This window comes from Staphylococcus sp. acrmy (assembly GCF_022690565.1).
GTDB lineage: Bacteria > Bacillota > Bacilli > Staphylococcales > Staphylococcaceae > Staphylococcus > Staphylococcus caledonicus.
The window spans coordinates 198,128-216,131 of the sequence record NZ_JALCVE010000005.1 but is presented as its reverse complement, the minus strand read 5'-3'; the positions used below and the strand labels follow the sequence as shown (position 1 = coordinate 216,131).

Annotated in this window: 17 protein-coding genes; 15 read left to right on the top strand and 2 right to left on the bottom strand. The window is 33.8% G+C overall.

Features of this window, described 5'->3' with window-relative positions:
* Window positions 1-658 precede the first annotated feature (658 nt).
* The 8 genes from FH144_RS07350 (at window position 659) to FH144_RS07315 (ending at window position 8,659) form a co-directional block, all read left to right on the top strand.
* Window positions 659-1,492 carry a YitT family protein gene (locus FH144_RS07350; RefSeq protein ID WP_107507144.1) on the top strand — a complete coding sequence of 278 codons (834 nt, stop codon included), beginning with the start codon at window positions 659-661 and terminating at the stop codon, window positions 1,490-1,492.
* Between the two features lie 457 nt (window positions 1,493-1,949).
* Window positions 1,950-2,747 carry an ABC transporter ATP-binding protein gene (locus tag FH144_RS07345; RefSeq protein ID WP_242314729.1) on the top strand — a complete coding sequence of 266 codons (798 nt, stop codon included), beginning with the start codon at window positions 1,950-1,952 and terminating at the stop codon, window positions 2,745-2,747.
* A gap of 32 nt (window positions 2,748-2,779) precedes the next feature.
* Window positions 2,780-3,784, top strand: a complete 1,005-nt coding sequence (locus FH144_RS07340; RefSeq protein ID WP_107507142.1) for a FecCD family ABC transporter permease — start codon at window positions 2,780-2,782, stop codon at window positions 3,782-3,784.
* A complete protein-coding gene (locus FH144_RS07335; RefSeq protein WP_242314727.1) occupies window positions 3,781-4,797 on the top strand; it encodes a FecCD family ABC transporter permease in 1,017 nt (338 codons plus the stop codon). Before FH144_RS07340 ends, FH144_RS07335 begins: the two co-directional genes overlap by 4 nt.
* Before the next feature lie 290 nt (window positions 4,798-5,087).
* The gene (gene dhaM / locus FH144_RS07330) at window positions 5,088-5,468 is read left to right on the top strand and encodes a dihydroxyacetone kinase phosphoryl donor subunit DhaM (RefSeq protein WP_242314725.1); all 381 of its coding nucleotides are present in this window, start codon (window positions 5,088-5,090) and stop codon (window positions 5,466-5,468) included.
* A gap of 100 nt (window positions 5,469-5,568) precedes the next feature.
* Window positions 5,569-6,069 (top strand): hypothetical protein, encoded by a 501-nt coding sequence (locus tag FH144_RS07325; protein WP_107507139.1) that lies wholly within the window; start codon window positions 5,569-5,571, stop codon window positions 6,067-6,069.
* A 338-nt stretch (window positions 6,070-6,407) separates the two neighbouring features.
* Window positions 6,408-7,475: a YkvI family membrane protein gene (locus FH144_RS07320; protein ID WP_242314723.1), complete on the top strand. Its 1,068-nt coding sequence runs from the start codon at window positions 6,408-6,410 to the stop codon at window positions 7,473-7,475.
* Between the two features lie 137 nt (window positions 7,476-7,612).
* On the top strand, window positions 7,613-8,659 hold the full coding sequence (locus FH144_RS07315) for an alpha/beta hydrolase (RefSeq protein ID WP_107507137.1): 1,047 nt from the start codon (window positions 7,613-7,615) through the stop codon (window positions 8,657-8,659).
* Between the two features lie 272 nt (window positions 8,660-8,931).
* On the opposite strand, the gene FH144_RS07310 is transcribed toward FH144_RS07315, so the two are convergent.
* Window positions 8,932-9,438, bottom strand: a complete 507-nt coding sequence (locus tag FH144_RS07310) for a GNAT family N-acetyltransferase (protein ID WP_242314720.1) — start codon at window positions 9,436-9,438, stop codon at window positions 8,932-8,934.
* A 112-nt stretch (window positions 9,439-9,550) separates the two neighbouring features.
* Between FH144_RS07310 and FH144_RS07305 the strand changes: the two genes are divergently transcribed.
* From FH144_RS07305 to FH144_RS07275, 7 genes are all read left to right on the top strand, one after another.
* Window positions 9,551-10,474, top strand: a complete 924-nt coding sequence (locus FH144_RS07305; RefSeq protein ID WP_242314718.1) for a Rossmann-fold NAD(P)-binding domain-containing protein — start codon at window positions 9,551-9,553, stop codon at window positions 10,472-10,474.
* A gap of 14 nt (window positions 10,475-10,488) precedes the next feature.
* On the top strand, window positions 10,489-11,163 hold the full coding sequence (graR, locus tag FH144_RS07300; protein WP_242314716.1) for a response regulator transcription factor GraR/ApsR: 675 nt from the start codon (window positions 10,489-10,491) through the stop codon (window positions 11,161-11,163).
* Entirely contained in the window at window positions 11,156-12,196 is a 1,041-nt protein-coding gene (locus FH144_RS07295) for a sensor histidine kinase (protein WP_107507133.1), read from the top strand. The genes graR and FH144_RS07295 overlap by 8 nt, the downstream gene beginning before the upstream one ends.
* A gap of 123 nt (window positions 12,197-12,319) precedes the next feature.
* On the top strand, window positions 12,320-13,081 hold the full coding sequence (locus FH144_RS07290) for an ABC transporter ATP-binding protein (RefSeq protein WP_242314714.1): 762 nt from the start codon (window positions 12,320-12,322) through the stop codon (window positions 13,079-13,081).
* Window positions 13,071-14,960: an FtsX-like permease family protein gene (locus FH144_RS07285; RefSeq protein ID WP_242314713.1), complete on the top strand. Its 1,890-nt coding sequence runs from the start codon at window positions 13,071-13,073 to the stop codon at window positions 14,958-14,960. Before FH144_RS07290 ends, FH144_RS07285 begins: the two co-directional genes overlap by 11 nt.
* 275 nt (window positions 14,961-15,235) lie before the next feature.
* Window positions 15,236-15,853, top strand: a complete 618-nt coding sequence (locus tag FH144_RS07280) for a DUF47 domain-containing protein (RefSeq protein ID WP_011276491.1) — start codon at window positions 15,236-15,238, stop codon at window positions 15,851-15,853.
* A 14-nt stretch (window positions 15,854-15,867) separates the two neighbouring features.
* Window positions 15,868-16,872, top strand: coding sequence for an inorganic phosphate transporter (locus FH144_RS07275; RefSeq protein WP_242314711.1), 1,005 nt, complete (start codon window positions 15,868-15,870; stop codon window positions 16,870-16,872).
* A 241-nt stretch (window positions 16,873-17,113) separates the two neighbouring features.
* On the opposite strand, the gene FH144_RS07270 is transcribed toward FH144_RS07275, so the two are convergent.
* Window positions 17,114-17,941 carry a LysM peptidoglycan-binding domain-containing protein gene (locus FH144_RS07270; protein ID WP_242314709.1) on the bottom strand — a complete coding sequence of 276 codons (828 nt, stop codon included), beginning with the start codon at window positions 17,939-17,941 and terminating at the stop codon, window positions 17,114-17,116.
* Window positions 17,942-18,004 lie beyond the last annotated feature (63 nt).

Sequence of the window (18,004 nt, the reverse complement as noted above, 5' to 3'; positions counted from 1 at the left end):
CTTGAAGAGAATGTGAGACTGAGACATTAATCGTTTGTGCTCTGGGAAACCGATAAACGGTGTCCCAAAAGCAGGATTCTCGGCAGATACCGTCACGATTCGACAAAATTTGGAAAACAATTTTGTTCATCGTTCGGTTCTGCTTAAATCCTAAACGCTTTTGTCCCAACCTCTTCTTCAAGTCTTTTTTAGAATGTAGATTTTTTAATTGTAATCACCTTGAACTACATGATAAAAACCAAGCACAAAAAGTGAGGAGACACTTTATATACTTGGTTTTTATGGGAAATGAATATTAATGTACTTGTAACGGTAAGGACTAGGTACTGTCACAGTACTTCGAGCAAAATTTGTTTTGTTACTATAAACAACACAAAGGAGATAACTTCTCTTATTAAGAAGTTATACACATTATAGCAGTATAAGATTAAGAAGTAAATAAAAAATTCAGAAAATTTAAAAATATTTAACGGATAGCGCTGCAGAGGTATCTGGAATAACGTTATTGTCGTCACTATTCAATTACCATGTATGATTTATTGCTATATAATTTTATTCGATTATTATTAATTTACATATTTTCAAAATAAATATTGTAGCTTAACAAAGGAATATGCTACATTTTTATTAATACATTCTATAAAAGGGGTTGGTATATGTGAATAAAACTATTAAAGATTTAATACTAGTCATACTAGGCTCTTTCATATTTTCAGCAGGAGTAAATTCATTTATCATTTCAGGTAATCTAGGTGAAGGTGGAGTAACTGGGATTGCCATCGTATTATACTATGCTTTTCACATCTCGCCAGCCATTACAAACTTCGTAGCGAATGCTGTTTTAATTGTTCTAGGCTATAAATTTTTAAGTAAGCGAAGTACAGTATTAACAATTATTGCAACGGTGCTTATTTCGGTATTTTTAAGTTTAACAGAATCTTGGCATGTGGCCACAGACAATGTCATTATTAACGCCGTATTTGGTGGGGCATGCGTTGGATTAGGTATTGGTGTCATTGTATTAGCTGGAGGTACAACTGCAGGTACAACGATCTTGGCACGTATAGCTAGCAAATATTTAGAAGTAAGTACAGCATATGCGCTATTATTCTTCGACTTAATTGTAGTGCTTATTTCATTAACTGTTTTACCTTTACAAAAAGCGTTAGTTACAGTGATTTCTTTATACATCGGAACTAAAGTAATGGAATATGTTATTGAAGGCTTAAATACGAAGAAAGCAATGACTATTATTTCTAGTAAACCCGATGAAGTAGCAAAAGCAATCGACGAGCAAGTAGGCCGTGGTCTAACGATTTTAGATGGGCATGGTTATTATAGTCGTGAGGAGAAGGATGTTCTTTATGTAGTAGTAGCAAAGACTCAAGTCTCACGTGCTAAACGAATCATACGTAAAATAGATAATCAGGCTTTTCTTGTCGTTCACGATGTGCGTGATGTTTATGGTAATGGTTTCTTAATAGATGAATAATACGTTAGTTTATAGAGGTTAGGAAATTAAGTATATTGAAATATTAGCTTAGAGCGATGTTCAATATATAATTCCTAGCCTCTATTTTTATTTATACTTTGTATTGTTTGGCTCGCATTTCCTAGGGGATGGGCCGAGCCACGGTCTCGACGCTCATCCTATTCCCTCAGGAGTCTCGCCAACAATACTACGTTATTATATGTAATTTTATATAAAAAGCCTAAAAAATAAGACACTTTTTTATAAAACCTAATCAACTAAATTAATGAAGAGTCTATGTAAAAAAATTATAGTACGACTGAACATATTTAATAATTCCTGGTCTCTATTTTTTAGCATTTTAGAAATAGTCAGTGGTTTACAAAGATGTTATAATATTTCTGTTGACTATGATAATTATTATCAATTAAGTTTAGATTTTATTAATAGATTTATTTTTCATGAAAGTAGGGAGAGCATGAATCGTTTAAGAGGACAACAAGTTGAAATTGGCTATGGGGATCACACAATTATTAATAACTTGGATGTTGAAATACCTGACAGGAAAATAACTTCGATTATTGGCCCGAACGGTTGTGGTAAATCCACTTTATTAAAAGCATTATCACGTTTGTTGGCGATCAAAAAAGGCGAAATTCAATTAGACGGTGAAAATATTCACACACAATCGACAAAAGAAATTGCTAAAAAGATTGCAATTTTACCTCAGACGCCTGAAGTAGCGGATGGTCTTACAGTGGGCGAACTTGTGTCGTATGGCCGTTTTCCACATCAAAAGGGATTTGGTCGCTTATCTGCCGAAGATAAAAAAGAAATTGACTGGGCATTAAGCGTAACCGGCACATCAGAATTTAGACATCGTTCAATTAATGATTTGAGTGGCGGGCAACGCCAACGTGTATGGATTGCGATGGCATTAGCGCAAAAAACAGATATTATTTTCTTAGATGAGCCTACAACTTATCTAGATATTTCGCATCAACTAGAAATATTGGAGTTAGTACAACGATTAAATGAAGAACAAGGTTGTACGATTATCATGGTGTTACATGATATCAACCAAGCTATCCGTTTTTCAGATCACCTCATTGCAATGAAAAAAGGGGAAATTGTAGCAAGTGGTGCGACAGAGGATGTGCTAACTAAAGATATTTTAGAAAAAGTATTTAATATTGATGTGGTACTTAGTACAGACCCACGAACTGGGAAACCGCTTTTAGTAACTTATGATCTATTCCAAAAAAATTATTCATAATTTAAAAACAAATAAAGAAAAGGGATTTTAATATGACAGGGAAGGACAAGAAAGTTAATTTTGGGTTTATAGGCTATATTATTTTAGTCTTAGTGTTATTATTTGGTGCCCTTTTAGTTTCTATTTTAATTGGTGACGCTAAAATCAGCTTATCTACAATAAGCGATGCTATTTTTCACTATAACCCCAAGAATCAACAACACAACATTATTAGTGAAATTCGTATTCCACGAGATTTGGGAGCAGTGTTAGTAGGAATGGCTTTATCCGTAGCGGGCGCCGTTATTCAAGGTGTTACAAAAAACGGTCTTGCGGATCCAAGTTTAATCGGACTGAATTCAGGTGCTTCCTTTGCATTGGCGTGTACATTCGCATTCTACCCTGAAGCGCCATTTCTAGTGTTAATGTTCGCTGGTTTTATTGGTGCAATGTTAGGTGGCTTTATTGTCTTAATGATTGGGCGTTCAAGACGCGATGGGTTTAACCCTATGAGGATTATATTAGCCGGTGCGGCAGTAAGTGCGCTATTAACGGCACTTAGCCAAGGTATAGCACTAACATTTAAATTGAATCAATCACTTACATATTGGAGTGCAGGTGGTGTTTCAGGAACAACTTGGCAACAATTACTATGGAGCGGACCAGTCATTATTATTGCAGTTATCATTATTTTAACAATGAGCAAGCAATTAACGATTCTAAATTTGGGAGAAACATTAGCTAAAGGTTTAGGTCAAAATATCACACTGATAAGAGGTGTGAGCCTAGTGTTAACAATGATTCTTGCAGGCGTGGCCGTATCTATGGTTGGTCAGATTGCCTTCGTAGGTCTAATGGTGCCTCATATCGTACGATTTTTAGTCGGTACAGATTACGCTAAGGTATTACCATTAACAGCTTTATCAGGCGGTTTATTAATGATAGTAGCCGACACAGTAGCGCGAATGTTAGGTGAAGCTCCAGTCGGCGCAGTAATTTCATTTATTGGTGTGCCTTACTTCTTATACTTAGTTAAAAGAGGAGGCCGCACAATATGATACATCCTAAATTGAGACGCAAACAAATTATTATCTTTATTATTTTTGCGATACTCTTATTTGCAGCATGCACATGGAGCGTGGCATCTGGCGAATATAAAATTCCAGTAAATCATTTCTTTAAAACATTGATTGGCCAAGGTGAATACTATGATCAATTAATTTTAATGGAATTTCGTTTCCCACGAATGTTAATCACTATCTTAGCTGGTGCAGCTTTAAGTTTAAGTGGTGCGATTATTCAAAGTGTGACTAAGAATCCAATCGCCGAACCAGGTATTTTAGGTATTAATGCTGGTGGTGGCTTTGCGATTGCCTTATTCTTATCAGTTGGTCAAATCGACCCTGACAATTTTGTTTATCTTCTACCAATTATTAGTGTAATTGGTGGTGTGGCAACTGCAATTATTATCTTTTTATTTAGCATGAATAAAAGAGATGGTATTACGCCAGCAAGTATGGTGTTAATTGGTGTAGGTATGCAAACAGCTTTATATGGTGGTTCAATCACCCTAATGTCTAAATTTGATGAAGACCAATCTGAATTTATCGCAACGTGGTTTGCTGGTAATATTTGGGGCGATGAATGGGCTTTTGTGATTGCTACTCTGCCATGGATAATTATTCTGTTCCCTTTCTTAATGTATAAATCGAATGTATTGAATTTAGTTAATACACACGAGCATATTGCGAAAGGTTTAGGTGTGAAAATTGAGCGTGAACGTATTGTTCTCTTCTTCATCGCCGTAGTATTATCTTCAGTAGCGGTAGCGGTAGCAGGTTCGATTACATTTATAGGTTTAATGGGTCCTCATATCGCTAAGTCTATCGTGGGACCACGACATCAACTCTTTTTACCAATTTCTATACTAGTAGGCGCATTCTTATTAGTATTTGCAGATACACTTGGTAAAATCATTCTTGAACCAACTGGTATACCTGCTGGGATTGTTGTGGCGATTATCGGCGCAACATATTTTATTTATTTAATGTATAAATCTAAAAGTGTTTAGTATTTGTAGTTTAATGTACATTTCAATAGGTTGGGTTATCGTTAGCTATTTTTTAGTGAAAATGGCTAATCATCCAACTTTTTGAAGTGTATTTTTTTTAATTTTCAAAAGTAAAAAAGAATAGGCTTAAACGCTAAATTATTCAAAAGTTAGCACATCTATAGTACTTAATTTATAATGGAATGACAGAGAGAAGAAATAGAAGAAAATCAGATATTTTAATTTACGATATAACGCTAGATAAACAATATGATATAAGAAATTAATGCATGAATTGGAGATGAATATAAGTGACCTCAATTATCATTATTAGTCATAGTGAAGATATCGCAAATGGGACTAAAGCACTACTGAATAAGATGGCAAGTAGTGTTAATATATTAGCATACGGTGGCGTCGATGGGGAGATTGGCACGTCATTTAGTGCAGTACAACGACTCATTAATAGTGTGGAAGAGGATGCTTTATGTTTTTACGATTTAGGATCTTCGGAAATGAATATTAACTTAGCCATTGAAAGATATAAAGGGCCGTATAATATTAAGAAAATGAACGCTCCTATCGTAGAAGGAAGTTTTACGGCTGCTGTTAAATTATCAGTGGGTAGTTCTACAGATGAAGTTATAAAAGAAGTAGAAAAGACTTCATTTAAATCGACGGCATTTAAATGAAATAGTTGAATTTAACTAAATTATTATAATATGAAAATTAACTTTAATTATGATAGAATAGTAGTATTGCAAAATAGGTGGAGAGTAGGTGAGCCTTGTCATGCAAGAAAGCATTGAACAATATGTGTTAAGTGGCGAATTTGAACAGGTGAGACAAATAATGTCTCAAGCTGATTTTATGGATTTCGAAGAAGCCTACATTTCATGTGCACATGAACATGAAAGTATGATGTTTTATACATGTATCTTATATATGATTAAATTCGAAGAAACGGCAGAGTTACATGACTTAGCATTTCTTTTATTAGTATATCCATTGAGTGAAGTGGAAGGTGCAATAGATTCTGCATATTACCACGCCCAATCTTCCATCCAATTAACCAATGGAAAAGAAATCAAAAGCTTGTTACAAATGTTATTATTACATGCTATACCTGAGCCCGTTATTTCAGATTCTGAAGCATTTAAAGTAGCGAAACAAATCTTGAAATTAGACCCAAGTAACCATGTCGCTAGAAACGCACTAAAAGAAACGGCGAAACGTATGGATAATGTAGTCGTTGATATTAATGAACTACAACAATATGGTGGCTCACAATAATCATTAATTATCGCCATATAACCCAATACTAAGCTACACATATCGGTATGAAGACAGCATTTACGTTTTCATATCGTTTTTTATTGATTATACATTTACTATAAATTAGCTTCTCTTAATTATAAGACTTTAACAATTATGCCCACTACTAGTTACTCATTTATGAATTTGTTAACAAATTTAATAGTTTTTCAATTTTTTTCAATCTTTTCTAATAGTATTTAGCTCAGTACTTTCAGCCGATAAAGGTTGAGTTGCTACCTTTATACGCTATTGCATAATATTTTTAGTACGTTATAATTCTCAATGTGTCAAATTTAAGGAGGTTATTTTTTCGCATGGGTTTAAATAGAGAAGCTGTAAAAATTGGTTTCGCCTATGTCGGCATCGTAGTTGGTGCCGGATTCTCAACTGGCCAAGAAGTAATGCAATTCTTTACGCCTTATGGTCTATGGTCATATATAGGTGTATTAATCTCAGGGTTAATCCTTGGCTTTATTGGCCGACAAGTAGCTAAAATCGGTACTGCCTTTAAAGCTAAGAATCACGAGTCAACGTTACAATATTTATTTGGAGAGAAGTTCAGTAAAATCTTCGACTATATACTTGTATTCTTCCTATTCGGTATAGCAGTAACTATGATTGCCGGATCGGGTTCTACATTCCAAGAAAGTTTTGGAATTCCAACGTGGTTAGGTGCACTTATTATGACAGTAGTGATTTACTTAACACTATTATTAGATTTTAATAAAATCGTTAGTGCACTTGGAATCGTTACACCATTTTTAATTATTATGGTAGTACTTATTGCGGTTTACTACTTATTTGCAGGTAGTGTTCCAATAAGTGAGGTTAATAGTACAGTAGAAAAAACAAGTATATTCTGGGGTGCCGTTAGAGGATTAATGTACGGTGGACTAGCATTTGCTGTCGGATTCAGTACGGTAGTTGCCATTGGTGGCGACGCATCTAAACGTAAAGTTTCTGGTGCAGGCGCAATGTTCGGTGGCGTTGTTTATACTATCTTACTTGCATTAATCAACTTTGCATTACAATCAGAATATCCAAAAATTAAGAACGCAGAAATTCCAACGCTCACACTTGCAAATGATATTAATCCATGGATTGGTCTTGTTTTAACTATCATTATGCTTGTGGTAATGTATAACACAATTTTAGGTCTATGCTATTCATTTGCTGCACGTTTTACAGAAACATACAGTAAAAAATATCATGTTTTCATCGTTATTATGATGATTGCTGCATTTATCCTAAGTTTCGTTGGTTTCGCAGACTTAATTAACTTCTTATATAATATTATGGGTGTAGTTGGCTTATTTATCGTTGTAGCAGTACTTATTAAGTACTACGTTCGTAAAAATGATAACAAAGACCACATTGCCTAGTTTTAAAATAACTAAACTTTACAATTTAAATTGAATGTTTTAATCTTAAAAGCAATTCGTGATAACGTCACGGATTGCTTTTCTTTTTAAAAAAGAGAAGTAATCTATTATATAAAGAGTTGAAAGGACTGCAAGAAATGAATAATCAACGGAAGTGGACGATAATTACATTTGTATTCATAATTATGGTCGGAGCTTTAATCGCCTGGAATTTATACAGTCATTATCAACAAAATAAAAAAAACGTACAACAACATGAAAAGGTACAAATTAATAATCCTAATGTTAAGTTATTTCAAAATATTACTTATAACAAACATATTCCGAATAGTCAGTTAGATATTATTATGCCTTCTGACTTCAATAGTAAGACTCGATTACCAGTTATCTTTTGGATGCATGGCGGAGGGTATGTTGCAGGGGATAAACAATATAAAAATCCGTTGCTCGCACAAATTGCTGAGCAAGGTTATGTAGTGGTCAATGTCAATTATGCATTAGCGCCACATAATAAATATCCGACGCCACTCATTCAATTAAATGATGCAGTCCAATTCATTAAAGATAATAAAGAGCGCTTCCCAATTGATTTAGATCAAGTAGTTATAGGTGGGGACTCTGCAGGTGCGCAGCTTACAAGTCAATATGTAGCAATGCAATCCAACGAAGCATTACGCCAAGAGATGAATTTTGAACAGCAATTTATGCCTTCACAACTTAAAGGGGCCATTTTCTTTGGTGGATTTTATGATATGAAGACTGTAAGAGCTACAGAATTCCCAAGGATTAAAATGTTTATGCATAGTTATACTGGAGCTACACATTGGGAAACGGATTTTAAAGATATTTCTCAAATGTCAACGATTAATCAGGTAACAAAAGATTATCCGTCAACATATTTATCAGTAGGCGATGCGGATCCATTCTATAGTCAAAACATTGCATTTTATCGTAAGTTAAAAGAAGAAGAGGTTCCTGTTAATACTTTATTCTATGATGGTTCACATCATTTACATCATCAATATCAATTTCATCTAGATAAACCGGAATCTAAAGAAAATATGAAAAGAGTACTAGCATTCCTAAGCCGAAATACTTCGTCATCTGGTGTGGAACAAAATCAACGTTCACCATTCGATGGTGCTACAGAACCAGATAAAAACTTTTCATTATCTCCATATTAAATTAGGTTCCTGTCTCGCTCTCCTTAGGAAAATGCGAGCCAAACAATACGAAGTATTGATAAAAAGAGAAGCGTAGAGGTGATTCAATCATCTCTACGCTATTATTTTGGGATTTATGTCCCAAACTCTTCTACGCTTTTTGTAATCTATATTCCTCTATTTTCAAGATAAGTATATGAATTTCACTTTCTTAGATGATAATTGTTTAAACATCTCGCTAAGATAGTTTAATATTATAGTGACTAGAGTATAATAAATACGAAACGAATAGTTTAAATGAGTAATTTAGCCATAACATATTGACTGTAATAAGTGCCATTGATGAATAGTTTGTCTTTTAATTCACCTTCGATATTAAAATTAGCGCCTTTAAAGAGTTCTACGGCGCGAGCATTTTCAGGAACAACCGAAGCTTCGATACGTCTAATATTATGATTAATAGACCATGCTTCAACGGCATTGATTAACGCTAGGCCAATACCATGTTTCTGATAGAGTTGTTTTACACCGATAGTGATAAAAGCTTGATGACGTGTACGTTCATAATCTTCAGTAGTGACAAAAGCATAAGCTACGAGTTGGTCATCTTGTTCTGCCACGTAAATTGTATTTCTTGGAGACGTAATAATATGTTCTAGATGGTCACTAACGCTTGAAATGCTTGGTGTATATTCACCAGGATTATATAATGTATAGTCAGATTCATCATAAATCTTGCTTAAAAGTTTAATAAAATTCTCGACGTCTTTTATACTGATTTCACGAATATTATGAGCCATGCGGCTTCCTCCCAATATGTTAAGCTATATTGCCTTACATAACATTATAGCAATAAATCTTAACGATACATATAATTATAAATTTTCAAAAGATAAAGGGGCAATTTCTAACATGAAATCAAATGTCTTATTAGCTGGTGGTAGTGGTTATATTGGTAAATATATAAGTAATGCACTTGAAAAAGATGAAAATGTCTATGCATTATCCAAATATCCTCACTCTAAGAAGAAAGAAGATACTCGAATTATCTGGCTCAAACGTGATATCTATAACTATGAAGACGTGGTAACGGGAATGGAAGGCATGGATATCGCCTATTTCTATTTAGATCCAAATAAACATTCAGCTAAATTAACACAAGCTACAGCGCGTGATTTGAACCTTATTGCTGCAGATAACTTTGCCAGAGCGGCAATGAAACAAGGATTAGATAAAATTGTTTATGTAAAAGGAAGCCGTTTTGATAATGAAACGATTCAACGTTTAGAAAGTTATGGTGTGACCGTTGAAACGACGGAAACCTATATCAAACGTCCTCATATTAATGTTGAATTACAAGTTTCAAAGTACGACGATGTACGTACGGCATTAAAAATGGTATTACCTAGGAAATGGACGTTATCTCACTTAGTCGACTACTTTATGACTTGGATTAATGATACACGTGGAACATTTATGCATACGTATAAAGAAAATGATAATTATATCGTATACTCGCGTAAGAAATCTAAGCCGTTGTTAATTTTAAAAAAAGTAACTAATGCTGAAGATTTTATAACATTTCATTTAGTTGGAGGATCAATGATAAAACCGAACCTGAAGAAACAAGGTAAATTAGAATTTCGACATATTAAAGGAACACGTCTGGTTGTTGTGCATTTATATGATTATATTCCAAGACTGTTTTGGCCTATTTATTATTTCGTCCAAGCGCCGCTACAAGGATTAATAATGAGAGGTTTTGAAATTGATTGTCGTATTAAGCACTTTAATGGACGTGTGCAATCAGGCGAGAAAATGAAATATACAAAATAGCAGGTGATACACTCATGCAAATATTATTAGTTGAAGACGATCAAACATTATTTCAAGAGTTGAAGAAAGAATTAGAACACTGGGATTTCTATGTTACGGGCGTCGATGATTTTAGTGCTGTAATGGATAAATTTGAAGAAGCTAAGCCTGAAATTGTGATTATGGATATACAATTACCAAAATATGATGGGTTTTATTGGTGTCGCAAAATTAGACAAATTTCTAATGTGCCTATCCTATTTTTATCCTCCCGTGACAATCCAATGGACCAAGTGATGAGTATGGAATTAGGTGCAGATGATTATATGCAAAAGCCATTCTATACCAATGCCCTAATAGCCAAATTACAAGCGATTTATCGTCGCGTTTACGAATTTGGTGCAGAAGAAAAGCGCACACTCAATTGGCAAGATACGCTTGTTGATTTATCGAAAGACAGTATCCAAAAAGGCGATACAATTATTTACTTATCTAAAACTGAAATGATTATTTTAGAAATGTTGATTAAAAAGCAAAATCAAATCGTCACACGTGACACATTAATTACGGTACTGTGGGATGATGAGGCTTTTGTAAGTGATAATACATTAACCGTTAACGTGAATCGCCTGCGTAAAAAGCTATCCGAAATCGACATGGATACGCAGATTGAAACTAAAGTAGGTAAAGGTTATATGGCTCATGAGTAATGTAAAGTGGTTTTGGTTATTTCTAAAGACACGCAGTAATTGGATATTTTGGATAGTATTTTTACATCTTATCTTATTAGGTATGGCCTATATCGATTACGATATTTCGATTGAAAGTGTGAGCTACATCGTCATGTTAAACCTTGGTCTAACATGTCTGTTTCTAATTTTTGCTTTTCTAAAAGAAGTAAAACTATATCAACATTTATACAACAATAAAGAAATTGAAGAAATTAAACATAAAGATTTAGCTGAAGATCCTTTTCAACAACAAATCGTAAATTATCTATACCGCAAACTAACAAGTCAAAAAGAACGTGTCGTTGAGCAACAATTACATATTCAAACGTCTGAACAATCATTAACCGAATTTGTGCACGATATTAAAACGCCGGTTACCGCAATGAAATTGCTAATTGATCAAGAAGAGGACGTTAAACGAAAAAAAGCGTTGCTATATGAATGGGCGCGTATCAATGAATTGTTAGACAAGCAATTGTATCTCACGCGATTAGAGTCTAAAAATCGCGATATGTATTTCGAAGAAGTAGCACTAAAGCGACTTGTCATCGAGGAAATTCAATTGACGCGTCATATTAGTCAAACGAAAGGTATAGGATATGATTTGAACTTTGACATTAATCCAACTGTCTACACCGATGTGAAATGGTGTCGCATGATGATTCGTCAAATATTATCTAATTCGTTGAAGTATTCACAAGGTCAGGATATTCGCATTCGTTCTTTTGAACAAGATGGACATGTCGCTCTCGAAATAACTGATAGAGGAAGAGGCATCAGTCACAAAGATTTACCTCGTATATTTGAACGTGGGTTTACGTCAACAGCCAACCGTAATGAAACTACGTCTTCTGGGATTGGCTTGTATTTAGTCGATAGTGTAAAAAAACAACTAGGCATTAAAATAAAAGTAGACTCCACGGTTGGTCAAGGCACTACTTTTATTTTGACGTTCCCTAAGCAAAATGAAATATTAAAACGTATGTCTGAAGTGACAACACTGTCATTTTAAACCTGCAATTTGTTATTTCATCTTCATTTTTCAATAGAACACAACCTATATAATTAAAGTGAATTAAAGGTGAGATATCAAATTTGAGGAAAATAATTATGAATGACGAGGTGAAGTAATGACGTGACCATTTTACAGGCGAAACAAGTAACCAAAACATATGGTGCTAAAAATATGAAACAAGAAGTCTTAAAAGGGATAGATTTATCCATTGAAGCGGGAGAATTTATCTCTATTATGGGGGCTTCAGGGTCAGGCAAAACAACGTTTCTAAATGTATTGAGTTCTATCGATTATTTAACTCATGGGTCAGTCGTCCTAGGTGATCAACAATTAGAAAAATTATCTAACAAAGCTTTATCGGAAATTAGAAAAAAGGATATCGGCTTTATCTTTCAAGATTACAATTTACTTCATACATTAACAGTAAAAGAAAATATTGTATTACCCTTATCCGTACAAAAATTGAATAAAAAAGAAATGAATGAGCGCTATCAACGAATTACAGAAACGCTCAATATTTTTGATATTAGTGATAAGTACCCATCTGAAATTTCAGGAGGCCAACGTCAACGTACGTCAGCTGCCCGTGCTTTTATCACACATCCAAAGATTATCTTTGCAGATGAACCCACAGGAGCATTAGATTCTAAAAATACGCGAGACTTGTTACATCGTTTTCAAAAAATTAATCAATTGTATAATGCGACAATTGTAATGGTGACACATGATCCTCTTGCGGCAAGTTTTTCAGATCGGGTGGTCATGTTAAAAGATGGCCAAATCTTCACAGAGTTATATCAAGGGGAAGATGATAAACAAGTGTTTCATAAAGAAATATTGCGTGCGCAAAGTATTTTAGGTGGCATGATGTATGAGTTTTAGTCACATTATTTGGAAAAATTTCCAACAAAATATTACGCATTACGCGATTTACATCTTTTCATTAATTTTAAGTATCGTCTTATTTTATAGCTTTATAACGATTAAATATGTACATCATCTACATTTACATCAATCCATGTCGGTTATTAAACAAGGTACGCAGGTCGGCAGTTATTTTTTATTCATAATTATTATCGTCTTTATTATGTATACTAATATGTTGTTTATTAAACGGCGTAGTTATGAGTTTGGGTTATTACAAACGATTGGTTTAAATAAAAAGCGCATTATTTACATGTTAATGTTAGAACAATTGTTTATATTCTTGATTACGGCTATTTTAGGCATGATCATTGGTGTGTTAGGGTCTAAAATTCTTTTAATGATTGTGCTGAAATTATTAGGTATTCATACCTCGGTGTCTATTATTTTTAGTTTTCAAGCCATCGCACAAACGTTATTTATTTTGATCATTTCTTATATTTTAATCATCGTGCAAGCGTGGATTTATCTCAATAAAAATTCAATAAAAAGTTTGATGAGTTTTCAAGATACGAAAGAAGAAAGCCAAGTTAATATTACATTGGGCGAAGTCGTTTTAAGTATCCTTGGCATTTTATTTATCTTAGCAGGTTATTATTTGTCAACGCGATTTATGGAATTGTTAGATCATATTTTATTGCCGTTTGTAATTTTATTTTTAACTGTTATCGGTGCGTACTTCTTCTTTAGAAGTACAGTTTCTCTCATACTAAAAATCATCAAACACTTTAAAGGTGGAAATGTGACTGTAAATGATGTTATTTTTACATCATCGCTCATGTTTCGTATTCGAAAGAATGCATTTTCACTTACCGTCATGGCAATTATTTCGGCGATTACTGTATCTGTTCTTTGTTTCGCAGCGCTTAGCCGGGGCTCTTTAAGTAATGAAGTATTACTAGAATCTCCTCATGAAGTGACATTGAAAGATGAAAATATTGCTAATGAACTGGGTTTTGAACTTGGAAGACATCATATTGCATACCAATATGATTTTAAAGAAGTGGTATATTCGAAAGTGTATAAAGATCATTTATTCGATGTGAGTCAAGCGCAGCCTTATGCAGTTACAGTGACTAGTGACAAATATTTTCCTAATATTTCTTTGGAAAAAGGACAAGCAAATTTAATTATTCCAGAAGGTTTAATTCATGATTTAGCAAAACATAGAGAAAATGGCACTATGGCAATAGGAACTAAGAAAACACATGTAAATGTAAAACTGCATAAAGTGATAAATAAAATATACTTTAAAGAGAGTATAGATTTGGGAGGACCAACGTTAGTCCTTAGCGATAAAGAATACAATTATTTGAAAGCACATGCTAAAAATAAATATATTGTGCCTCAATATGGCTTTGACCTGAAACATAACAAGGATATTCCAAAATTAGAAAAAATAGTTAGCGGAATTAGTGGAGATGTACAAACACGAAGCGAAGTAGTGAGCGAGGCCTCAAGTTTAACTGGAATTCTATTATTTGTTACATCTTTCTTAGGAATAGCGTTCTTAATTGCGACAGGATGTATTATTTATATTAAACAAATAGATGAGACAGAAGATGAACTAGAGAGTTATTCGATTTTGCGAAAATTAGGATTTACACAGAAAGATATGGCAAGAGGGTTAATGCTTAAAGTCGCATTTAACTTTGGTCTGCCTTTAATTATTGCACTATTGCATGCCTATTTTGCTTCACTCGTTTTTATGAAGCTCATTGGGTTCGCAAATCAAACGCCAATATTTGTGGTAATGGCGATTTATACGGTTATTTATAGCATCTTTGCAATCATCGCTTATAACCATTCAAAACGGACGATTAACCACTCAATTTAAGCTAAAGTTGAAGGAATGTTTCGTATTTGTAAAGAATTTGTAAATGCAATTGTGGATATGTAAATTTTGTGATATTTTCAAATAGGGACAAATTCAATGATGGAGTATGACGTAAAAAACAGTAAAACATTATATTTACATAAAATTTACAAATAGTCAGAAAATAGGCTTTTGAAAAGTTCTTATTGTAAATGTATTCTTGATTTAAGTTGTCTTACAAGAATAAAAAAATTAACAATGTGATTGATAACAATCGCTATAATGGAGGCTTTATAATGTTTACTAAGAAAAAGGATAAGTTCATGGTTCAATTAGAAGAAATGGTATTCAACTTGGACCGTGCAGCCGTTGAATTCGGGAAAATGGATTTCAATACGCATTTAGATCTCAAAGCTTATTCTGACAATATCAAGACTTATGAGTCACATGGTGATGAACTTATGCACCAAGTTATTACGGATCTAAATCAAACATTCATTACACCTATTGAGCGTGAAGACATTTTATCATTATGTAATGCCATTGATGATGTGCTTGACGCAATGGAAGAAACTTCTGCAATGTTTGAAATGTATTCAATTGAATATACTGATGAGTACATGGCTGAATTCGTAGAAAATATCCAAAAAGCAGTAGCGGAAATGAAGTTAGCTGTTGGTTTATTAGTTGAAAAGAAATTATCTCACATGCGTATTCACTCAATTAATATTAAAGAGTTTGAAACAAATTGTGATGGCATTTTACGACAATCAATTAAACACATTTTCAATAGCGAAACTGATCCAATCACATTAATTAAAATAAAAGATATTTATGAAAGTATGGAAGAAATCGCTGATAAATGTCAGGTTGTAGCAAATAATTTCGAAACGATTATCATGAAAAATAGCTAAGGGAGTTTTAATTTATGGAGTACGTATTAATCATCACTATAGCTATCGTTATATTTTCTTTAATCTTTGACTTTATCAATGGTTTCCATGATACAGCCAATGCGATTGCTACAGCAGTGTCAACACGAGCATTGACCCCTAGAACTGCTATCTTCTTAGCAGCGATTATGAACTTTGTCGGTGCTTTAACATTTACTGGAGTTGCCGGTACCATCACAAAGGATATCGTCGACCCATTTAAATTAGATAACGGACTAGCAGTAGTACTAGCGGCCATTTTAGCAGCGATAATTTGGAACCTATTAACATGGTTATATGGGATTCCAAGTTCTTCATCCCATGCGTTGATTGGTTCAATCGCTGGTGCAGCAGTAATGGCTCAAGGTTTCGGTGTATTACATTATCAAGGATTCACTAAAATTATCATTGTATTAATCATTTCACCAATTATTGCATTCTGCGTTGGTTTTATTATGTACACAATTGTGAAAGTTGTATTCAAGAATGCAAACCTTACTAGAGCAAATCGTAATTTCCGATTCTTCCAAGTATTTACTGCAGCATTACAATCATTCTCACATGGTACGAATGATGCGCAAAAATCAATGGGTATCATTACGTTAGCTTTAATTGTGGCTAATATACAAGACCCTGCAAATGTAGAGCCAGCACTTTGGGTTAAAATTGCTTGTGCGACTGCAATGGGTCTAGGTACGGCTATTGGTGGTTGGAAAATCATCAAAACAGTGGGAGGAAACATTATGAAAATCCGCCCAGCTAATGGTGCGGCAGCTGATATTTCATCAGCGTTAACTATTTTCGTAGCGTCATCATTACACTTCCCATTATCAACAACACACGTTGTATCTTCATCAATCCTTGGTGTAGGGGCTTCTAACCGTGCTAAAGGTGTTAAATGGAGCACTGCACAACGTATGATTATTACATGGGTCATTACATTACCTATATCTGCAATTTTAGCAGCAATTATTTATTTAATAATGAATATTTTCTTATAACATTTAAAATGAGGTTGAGACGTCGTTTATCGATTTTCTAGCGTATAAACAATTGATGTCTCAACCTCATTTTTTGTCTAAGTAATTCATACTGTAGTTAACTGAAACTATAAAACGATACAAAATAAGCCTATCAATATTTTTCAGTAGAAAAATTTATTGATAGGCTTATGGTTTGTTTATTTGAATATTGTTTTATACGTTCACAATTTTAACGAATCTAATTTTATCGGATTTGATATTAATGAATATAATTATAACTTGAAACTACAGATGCAGGAATAGTACGAGTATTTGTGTTATATGGACCATTAGCATAATTCATTTCTGAAATTAATATACTACCATCTGCATTCACACGTTCAACATAGGCTACATGACCATAATAACCAGAAGTCGATTGCATAATCGCACCTACTGTTGGTCTGTGGTCAACACTATAGCCGTCTGCAGCAGCCTTGCCAGCCCAATATTTAGCATCTGACCAATATGTACTGATTGTATTTCCAGCTTTCGCACGACGATCAAACACATACCAAGTACATTGACCAGCAGTATATAAATTTTGATGGTTAAAAGTTGGACTTTGATAACCGTTACTTTGGTTTGAAGTAGCATTGTTAGGGTTTGGATTAGTTAGTGTCTTTTTAGGCGTTGTAGAGCTATTTGGAATTTTTAATTGTTGGTTAGGTGAAATTAAATATCCAGATAACTTATTCGTTCTTATAATCGCATTCACTGAAACACCATATTTATTAGCGATAGCATAAAGTGAATCACCAGATTTAACTGTATAAGTAGATGATGAAGCTACTGTCGTTGAATTTCCATTTGATGTACTATTACTATTATTGCCCCCAATAGTAAGTACTTGGCCAGGTAAAATCACGTTATTAGATAAATTATTACTTTGCTTAATATTTTTTACTGATGTGTTGTATTTACTAGCAATACTCCATAAAGATTCACCAGATTTTACCGTATGTTGTGTGGATGCTTCAGCGTTATGATGCGAGAATACTGCTACTGCCCCGGATGCAACAGAAACTGCGACTGCTAACTTTTTCAAACTTGATGTCCTCCTTGAAACTTTTTATTTTATAAAAATTAGAATTTATCATTCCAAACTCTT